The sequence below is a fragment of the Polyangium sp. y55x31 genome, from assembly GCF_029946505.1.
Lineage (GTDB): Bacteria > Myxococcota_A > Polyangia > Polyangiales > Polyangiaceae > Polyangium.
The window spans coordinates 1-7,710 of sequence record NZ_JARZHG010000082.1; the positions used below are offsets into that span (position 1 = coordinate 1).

Genomic DNA, 7,710 nt, shown 5'->3' on the forward strand with positions numbered 1-7,710 from the left:
AGTTGATCCGCTCGGCGCCGTCCTGGCCCGCGCTGTTGTCCTTCGTCTCGCAGGCTCGTCCGACCGGCCGCAGATCCGCCGCCTCGGTTGCCTCGAGCGCGTAGCCCGAGGCATCCACGCAGACGATGTTTCCCTCCTCGATCACCGCGCCGGCCTTCATGCCGGGCGCGAGCCGCTCGACGCAGACGCCGATCCCGTATCGCTTCACGTCGCGGACCATGGCTCCTCCTTCAATCGTCGTCCCCGTCCATCGCGGCGGGATCGAGCCGCAGCGTTTTCGCTACCTGGAGATCGAACTCGCCATTCCGACGCGTGCGCGCTGCCGGGCTCGCTTGCTGGTGTCGCGTGGCCGGGGGCGTGGGCCGCGCCGCGGGTTTCTTCGGTGGATCGCCCTTCGGTGGCTCCTTCTTAGGCTTCTCCCGTTCGGGATCCTCGCCTACACTCCCCACGAGTTCCCGCAGCGTATCGAGGTCCTTACGGCCGAGCTTGACGAATGCCTCTCGCCCCGCCTCGGGGATAAGCTTCGCCGCGATACCGCGATCCACGAGCGCGCCGACCTCGTCTTCCATGGCCGCCGCGCGCGCCGCTTGCAGCTCCTCGGCCGCCGCCGCGAGCGCCTCGCGCGTCGTCGCCTTCCCCGTCAGGGTGCGGATTTGCGCAAGGGCCTCCGCCGCGTCGCTGTCCTTCAGTGCGTCGTCCCCCTCTTCGCCGCCCTCCTCGGCCATGTGATCATCGAACGCCTTGATCACGTCGTCCTCGGTCGCCGAGTCGGGATCGAGCCCGAGCCCCGAGGCGATATGCGCGAGCGCGCCTTCCAGCATGCCTTTTGCTCCCTGCGAAGCCGCCATCAGCGGCGGAAGCCCGTGCGAAGCGGGCAGGTTCGTCAGCGCGACGTTGATCAGCCGCGTGATCCGGTTGCTATCGAGCTCGTAATCGACCGCGGGCGAGATGTAGCGATACTTCCGCGCCCGAACCTTCTCCGCGGCCTCCTCTGTCCAGCGGACATCGACGGCCCACAGCGCGCCCTCGCGGACCTCGGGCCGGAACCATGCGGCCGCCTCGCCCGCGCCCTTCGAGAAGCCGTAGAGGGAGGCGTGATCGTAGTCGAAGAAGAGTTCGGCGCCGTGCGCCTCGAAGTCAGCGAGGACGCGGCGCGCGGCTTCCTCGTCGAAGAGAAGGAGGCCCTTGTAGGACTTGTTCACGCCCGCGCGGAAGAGCAGCACTTCGCCAGGGGGATCCCCTGACAGGTCAACGAGCCCAAGCGTGGCGCGAGCCTTGCGTCCCATGGGTCGACGGCTCCACAGAATGGAGAGCCTCTACCCTTGGGATTCTAATCAGCCAGATCTGGCTCTTTTCTGGCTGATTCAGCGAAGCGATCGATGATGAGCACAAAACCGTCGCCGAATCGTGCCCGCCTCCACGCATTCTACCCGGCGGCAGGCAAGCGTCCCTTCAAATGCTCCGCATTCATGGCCTCACACCATGCACCGAAGTCCTCGCTTTCCCCACCCCATGCGAGCTCCTCGGCTGTTTCTTCGAGGGGGACATTCCGAACGAGCGTGGCGAGCTCACGGAAAAGGAGCGCGTCCTCCCGACGGGACTTCAGCGCCGCCGCGACACGCTCCGCGCCCCACACTTCGACGTCCCAATCCGTCGCATCTTCCGGGATGTCTTCAATGTGACCGTATCGCGACAAGAGCGCGGCCGCGGCCTCGATGCCCACGCCATCGATCCCCGGGATCTGGTCGGCTGTGTCGCCCACGAGCCCCAGCAGATCGGGGATGCTTTCGGGGTCCACGCCGAACCGATCCCGCACGCCATCCGCCGCGAGCTCCCGACCACGAGCACGATCCACGAGCACGATCCCCGGGCGTGTCAGGCATTGCGCTAGATCCTTGTCCGGCGAGAGCACGCGGATCGACTCGAAATCCTGCGCATACTTCTGGCAGGCCGTAGCCAGCGCGTCGTCGGCCTCGAACTCGTCCATGGACCAGACCACGACCCCGAGCGCGCGCACCGCCGCTTCCGCGTCCTCGAACTGCGCGCGCAGGGCCGCCGGCACGACGGAATCATCCTTGTATCCGTCGAAGAGCTTGTTTCGAAAGCTCGTGATCGGGTTGTCGAAGGCGACTGCAAGATGTGTGACCTCGCCAGCTTCGAGCAGGGTCACGAGGGATGCCACCATGCCCACCGTCGCCTTGACGTCCTTCCCATTCACGACGCGCCGCCGGCCTCGCGAGAAGTGAGCGCGGAAGAGCTCATACGTGCCGTCGACGACGTGGAGAACCTTCTCACCCCCCGACAACGCGCGGCGCCCGAGCTCCCGCGGCTGCGACTTACCCGCGGGAGCCAGGGGAAGCCCCTCGTCCTTCGCCAGCGCGTCCCAATCCACGCGGCTCGCGAGCGAGCTCGCGCCGAGCGCAGCGAACGCGCCCGCGACACGTTCGAGTGTCTCGGCGCGGAGCTTTGCCGCCTCGGCCGCCGCGATGGCTTCCGCCCGCTTCGCCTCAGCGACCGCGCGCCGCGCCTCCGCCTCCGCCTTCGCCACGTCGGCCCGTCGCCGCGCTTCGAGGACCTCGGCCTCCGCTTGTGCCTCGCGCTCCTCGGGCGTCCTCGTGTCCCACTTCGGCCAGGGCGCGAGACGTTCGTCCCCGAAGTTGAACAGCGCCCACGGGCGGAGCACCTCGTAATGGCCGGTGGTCGCGAGGCCTTCCGTGTCCGCCCGCTTTCCCTCATGGCGGACCGCGTTGTGCACCTTCCCGAGCGCATGCGAGCCGATCGGCGCAGGTTCCATCGTGAGGGTTTGCCGGAGGATCGCCATAGCTGCTGCGCTATCGCAGTACCGGATCCCGCGTTCGAAGACCTCGACCGCGCTCGCGCCGTCGGCCTGGACGAGCTCGTAACCCCAGCCCGCCGCCGCCTTGCCCTCGCTGTCGATGTCCACCGGGAGCATGATCACCGGCGATTTGCCAGCGTTGACGAGCGCGTCCTGGTACGCATCGCGCTCTCGCGCCGTCTCGTCGCTCTCATCGAGGGCCGCGGGGTACTTCCCGACCCGCGTGGGATGCCCGTAGACCTCGGAGTAATGCGCCCAATCCGTAAACATCTGTTGTTTCGCGAGGTAGTACATGGCGACCCGCCGGACGGCGCCGTTCATCCAGGGGGTTTGGCTACCCGAGGCGAAGATCGCCCACTTGTACGGATCCGCGGCGAGGCCGATCTGCGCGGTCGGAGTCCCTACCTTGTAGGTGACCTCGTGCCCATCGAACCACAGATCCCGCGGATGCCAGACCTCGAGGAGCGGCAGCCATTGCCCCCGCTCCTCGGACCAATTCAGTTGCACGACCGCGACGCCGAGCATGATCAACCACTTCAGGACGTCCCGCAGAACGGGTTCCGGACAGAAGCGCCACCAGACTTCGGCCGCCTTCCGTTGCGCGAGCTCGGCCGCCGGTGCGTCGCCCGTCTCGGTGGAGACCTCGAAGGAGAGCGGCAGCGCGAGCAGCCCGTCGATCCGTTGCTGTAGAGCGCCATCCAGACGCTCGTCCGTCAAGAGCGCTTCGGCGAGGTCTGCCGACTCGCGAAAATCTCCCGCTTCATGCCGTTCGAGCGCCTGCCGAACGCGATCGTTATCCCAGCCCATGAGCGGCGCGAACACGTGTTGCGCGTACCGAACGCGAGGGGCGCGATTCATCGGGTGTACCTCGTGAGCCGAACCGGCCGTTTGTTCGCCGCGGAGAACGACCCGGCGATCCGCCCCGCGGGCGAGGACAGCAGGTCATGCGCGGCCGCGCCGGCGTCGACCTGGTCGTCTTCGTCGTCGTCCTGCCCCGTGAAGCGGAGATGTTCCGCAAGGAAGACGTTTACCCACGAATCCGGCCCGACGTCCTCGGGGAGGAGCACGCGCCCGTCGTTCCAGGATGCCGCGTACGGTTGCGCCCGCGTGAACTTGTCCGCCTTCACGCGGCGCGCCTCGACCGTGAAGCCCCGATCCGACATGAAGGGAACGATCATCTTTTCAAACACCGTGACGTAGCCCATCGCCTTGCATCCCCCGTGCGCCCGCTGGAGCCGCGCGCCCTCCGCGGCGAACTCGGGCGCGAGGACCTGCTTTCGCAGGCATTCGAGGACGTAATACACGCGCCGCCCGCGCTCCGGTTCGTGCGAGCGCATGACGACCGCCGAGGAGTAATCCGCATGCTTCCGCGCGGTGTACGCGAAATCGACGCCGATCCCGTCGCGGTACTCTCGAACCTCGCCGAGGGCCTCGGGTGTGTAGAGGGCCGGCTCTGCGTTGAACACGGCCCCGCCTCGCGGCCTCGGGACGCCTTGATACAGGGAGGCCCACGTGTATTCCCCGACCTCGCGCCGCCGTGCTTCGAGCTCCTCGGCGGGCCAGCGTTCGGGCCAGAGCGCGCGTCCGTCGTCGGAGAGCGCTGGCAGGCGGAGGTATTGCCAGCCCTGGGAGATCAGCCTCCCCGAGAGGTCTTCAGGGTGCCACCGCGTGGCAAGGACGATCGCGCTCCCGCCCGGCTCGACGCGGTTGATCGTCGAGCCCTGCCAGAGGTCCCAGATCCGCGCGCGGTACGTCGGGCTTTCGGCCTGGATCCGGTTCTTGAAGGGGTCGTCCACGAAGAGGACACGGAACCCTTTGCCCGTCAGCGAGCCATTCAGCGCGGTAAACACCGCCCGTCCCCCCTCGCGCGTTCGCCACTCGCCGACACCCTTCGCCCCGGCATCGAGCTCGACGCCGGCCGCGCGCGCCATCGCCCGAGCGTCGCGACTCTTGCTGTTGGCCAGCTCGATCCCGTACGTCGCATAAGCGATCGGGAGCGTCGGATCCTTTCGTAAGTACCACGCGATCGCGTGGAGGATCGTGTCCGTCTTCCCGTGCCGCGGAGGAGCGTGGATCACCGCGCGGACAGGCTCGCGCCGTGCGCGCTCGAGGAGCTCGATCAGGGGGGCGAGATGATCCGGGCGCGCATACCCCGGCGTAACGGCCGGGATGAACGCCGCGAGGCCCTCGGAGGGGGCCGCCGCGATCCGACCGTGCTCCCTGTAGGAGAAATCGCCCACCCGATACCCGAAAGCCTTCGCCATCGAGCTATTCCCCGAGGTACGGCTCCGGGTTCGCTTTGAGCTCGGCCAAGAGCGTTTCGAGCGCCGCAATCTGCTCGGGCCTCCCGATCTCCCCCGTCGCCCAGTAGATTTCGAGCTCCCGACAGGCTTTCCGGTCCTTCCAACCGCTCTTCGCGCCCGCATCCCACGCGGCGCGGAGCTCCTTCGGGAGCGTAGGGGGACGAGCGACGTCAACGTGCACGTTGCCATCGACCCGCGTATGCCTGCGGTTCCACTTCTCGGGATACCGTGCGCGCAGGATGTCGAGCGCGAGGCGCGGATCGTCTGCGGCCCCTTGCGTCGCGATCGATGCAAGCCGCGCTTCGCCCTTCGCTTCCGCGGCCCGGATCGCCGCATCGAACGCCGGATCCTGCTTTCGCCAATCTCGCAGCGTGCGCGGCTTGATCCCGACGAGCGCGCAGACCGTGGGCCGGTGGAGTTGACCGAGCCGGAGCGCGTCGAGGATCTGCTTTTCGACCTCGGGGGTTCGGAGGGTCGGGCGGCCACCGTTCATGGTCTACTCCAGCAGGCTCCGGAAATCGTCGAACTCGTCCCGAGGCTTGGCGCCTCCGTTCGCGCTCCCCTCGAAGCGCCCCGGCTCGGGAGCCGTAGCCGTGCGCGAGGAGAGCCGCCCTTCACGAATGGCGATGGCATCGAGGAGCCGATGGACATCGCGCAGGATCACGCTCGTTTCGGGGAAGACGATCCGCCGCTCCCGCTCGATGCGCACGGCTTCCTTGAGCCGGCGTTTCTCGACGCGGAGGAGCCAGCGCAACGTCTTGACGTCCGCGTCCATCTTCGGCGCGTCGGGGTTCGGCGCCGGGCGTCCCTCGGCGGAAGCGCGCTCGGCTTCCTCGGGGGTCAACGGTTGAGCGCGATCCCGCGTCCTTTCGCTGCTTTGGTCCATGAAGGCCTCCGGATCAAGGGATGCATGAGCATGTGGCAATCGTTGCAGATCACGATCAGATTGGCGGGATCAAAGACGAGTTCCGAGGCGATCCCCGAGATAGAGCACGGGATGATGTGGTGTACGTGCCGCGCTGGAACGCCGCAGCACTCGCAGAAGCGGCCGCGAGCGTCGAGGACCTCGCGCACGACGCGCCGGTATCGGCTTTGCGGGGTCTCCGCTGAAGGTAGAGCCATCCTACCCTTGGCGGAAAAGGAGCCGCCCGCGGGTTATTTCCGCCCTCTTTTCGGCCTCGCCGAGGATTTCGGCCCTTCGGCCTCGCCTTCGAGGCTCGCGACGCGGCTCTCGACACCGACGATCCGCGCGTGGAGCTCTTGCAGCGCGAGGACCGAGGCTACCGGGACGGGACAGGTCTCGCGCAGCCCCTCGAGCAGCACGACCGTCCCGCGCCGTCCAATTTGCGGCACCAGGAGGGAAACGCCGTGTAAGCGTTCGAGGTAGCGCAGCCGCCGCGTGAGCTTCCGCCGCCATCCAGGCGCGTCGGTCGGCTCGCCGAGCATCGAGGCGGCTTCCGCCAGGCTGATTCGACCGGACGCGCGGACGTCGAGCGCTGCCGCGAGGCTCGGATCCCGGGTTCCCATGGCGAGCGTATCGACGACGGCGTCCCAATTCGAGCGCAGCGCGCCCATAAGCTACCTCCTTGGCGAAGCCTCGCTCCGGACGGCGATCGACGGAAGGGAAAAATGCGGTGCAAACCCACCGCAACAAAGTGGACGCCACGTCACCCCTCGGGTACCGGTGGCGTGGAGGTACGGCATGCGACAATTCCTACTGGGGCTCTCGGTCTCCATCGTCTTCATGCTCGGATGCGCCGTTGGGACCATGCAGGCCAGAACAGCCATTGCCGATGAACCCGCACCGTCCGGCGTCAAGCGGTGGGAGATCCGCTGCTTTGGGACGCCTGAAATGAACCACGAATCTTTGGACATCAGAGTCGAGAAGCGTTCCCAGGCCTGGGAGCTGGGGTTGCAGAAGCTCGGCGCGGCTGGGTGGGAACCAGTGTCGTTCATAAGCGGCCAAGATCTCGAAGTTTACGGTGTTTGCATGAAGCGTCCGCTGCCCTAAATGGCACGACCCACGGATATCCGATCATGCGCCCCTATCGTACCAAGGCCGAGCCCGCCACCTCCTTGCCGCCTCGCCGTCCTCCGAAGCGATGCCCGCGCTGTGCGCTCATCTCTCCCTCGAGCGCTCGCCGTTGCCAGTGCGGGTACGACTTCCAGTCCGGGCATGCCAGTCAAGAACTCGAGCAGCGGTCCGAAAGCCACTTCTACTGGATGGGGATCGGCGGGCTGACGGTCCTCCTCGGCGCAGGGCTGCTCGCCAGCGGGATCATGTTCCCCTGGCTTCTCGTGGGCGGCGCCCTCGTCCTTGCGAAAGGATTCTTCGGGTGGCGTGACGCGCGCGCGGACATCGCGGAGAACGATGGCGCGAAGGACGATTGATTCCGGCCGCTCATAGGCGCTCTCAGGCTTCCCGCGACGCGTCCCACCATCTTCGTTTCTGTCACCTCGACCCTCGGTGCGAGGATCGGGAAAATAAAATGTCGAGCGCGGTCGGGGCGCCTCGACCCCGAGGAAGATTTTCGCCGAGGGCCGGCCGGCCCGCCGAGGGGCCCTCGACCT

Annotated in this window: 8 protein-coding genes and 1 pseudogene; 2 read left to right on the forward strand and 7 right to left on the reverse strand. The window is 67.3% G+C overall.

Annotated elements, in window-relative coordinates:
• The 7 genes and pseudogenes from QHF84_RS49835 to QHF84_RS49865 all read right to left on the reverse strand — a co-directional run.
• Window positions 1-220 (reverse strand): annotated as a pseudogene (locus QHF84_RS49835) (hypothetical protein); the annotation flags it as partial.
• A 10-nt stretch (window positions 221-230) separates the two neighbouring features.
• The gene (locus tag QHF84_RS49840; RefSeq protein ID WP_281320734.1) at window positions 231-1,286 is read right to left on the reverse strand and encodes a phage protease; all 1,056 of its coding nucleotides are present in this window, start codon (window positions 1,284-1,286) and stop codon (window positions 231-233) included.
• Window positions 1,287-1,426: 140 nt separating this feature from the next.
• Window positions 1,427-3,694 carry a DUF935 family protein gene (locus QHF84_RS49845; RefSeq protein ID WP_281320735.1) on the reverse strand — a complete coding sequence of 756 codons (2,268 nt, stop codon included), beginning with the start codon at window positions 3,692-3,694 and terminating at the stop codon, window positions 1,427-1,429.
• Window positions 3,691-5,100 (reverse strand): terminase family protein, encoded by a 1,410-nt coding sequence (locus QHF84_RS49850; protein WP_281320736.1) that lies wholly within the window; start codon window positions 5,098-5,100, stop codon window positions 3,691-3,693. Before QHF84_RS49850 ends, QHF84_RS49845 begins: the two co-directional genes overlap by 4 nt.
• Window positions 5,101-5,104: 4 nt before the next feature.
• Window positions 5,105-5,632, reverse strand: a complete 528-nt coding sequence (locus QHF84_RS49855; protein WP_281320737.1) for a hypothetical protein — start codon at window positions 5,630-5,632, stop codon at window positions 5,105-5,107.
• Window positions 5,633-5,635: 3 nt separating this feature from the next.
• Complete coding sequence (locus tag QHF84_RS49860; RefSeq protein ID WP_281320738.1) at window positions 5,636-5,983, reverse strand: hypothetical protein; 348 nt, start codon at window positions 5,981-5,983, stop codon at window positions 5,636-5,638.
• A gap of 311 nt (window positions 5,984-6,294) precedes the next feature.
• Window positions 6,295-6,714 carry a hypothetical protein gene (locus tag QHF84_RS49865; RefSeq protein WP_281320739.1) on the reverse strand — a complete coding sequence of 140 codons (420 nt, stop codon included), beginning with the start codon at window positions 6,712-6,714 and terminating at the stop codon, window positions 6,295-6,297.
• A gap of 127 nt (window positions 6,715-6,841) precedes the next feature.
• On the opposite strand from QHF84_RS49865, the gene QHF84_RS49870 reads away from it, so the two are divergent.
• Window positions 6,842-7,150, forward strand: a complete 309-nt coding sequence (locus tag QHF84_RS49870) for a hypothetical protein (RefSeq protein ID WP_281320740.1) — start codon at window positions 6,842-6,844, stop codon at window positions 7,148-7,150.
• Between the two features lie 26 nt (window positions 7,151-7,176).
• A complete protein-coding gene (locus QHF84_RS49875; RefSeq protein WP_281320741.1) occupies window positions 7,177-7,530 on the forward strand; it encodes a hypothetical protein in 354 nt (117 codons plus the stop codon).
• The last annotated feature ends 180 nt before the right edge of the window (window positions 7,531-7,710 follow it).

What these genes read in the sequence shown, in the direction of transcription:
- QHF84_RS49855 (WP_281320737.1), bottom strand. Translation starts at nt 5,632, where the DNA reads ATGAACGGTGGCCGCCCGACCCTCCGAACCCCCGAGGTCGAAAAGCAG.
- QHF84_RS49875 (WP_281320741.1), top strand. Translation starts at nt 7,177, where the DNA reads ATGCGCCCCTATCGTACCAAGGCCGAGCCCGCCACCTCCTTGCCGCCT.
- QHF84_RS49870 (WP_281320740.1), top strand. Translation starts at nt 6,842, where the DNA reads ATGCGACAATTCCTACTGGGGCTCTCGGTCTCCATCGTCTTCATGCTC.
- QHF84_RS49865 (WP_281320739.1), bottom strand. Translation starts at nt 6,714, where the DNA reads ATGGGCGCGCTGCGCTCGAATTGGGACGCCGTCGTCGATACGCTCGCC.
- QHF84_RS49840 (WP_281320734.1), bottom strand. Translation starts at nt 1,286, where the DNA reads ATGGGACGCAAGGCTCGCGCCACGCTTGGGCTCGTTGACCTGTCAGGG.
- QHF84_RS49850 (WP_281320736.1), bottom strand. Translation starts at nt 5,100, where the DNA reads ATGGCGAAGGCTTTCGGGTATCGGGTGGGCGATTTCTCCTACAGGGAG.
- QHF84_RS49845 (WP_281320735.1), bottom strand. Translation starts at nt 3,694, where the DNA reads ATGAATCGCGCCCCTCGCGTTCGGTACGCGCAACACGTGTTCGCGCCG.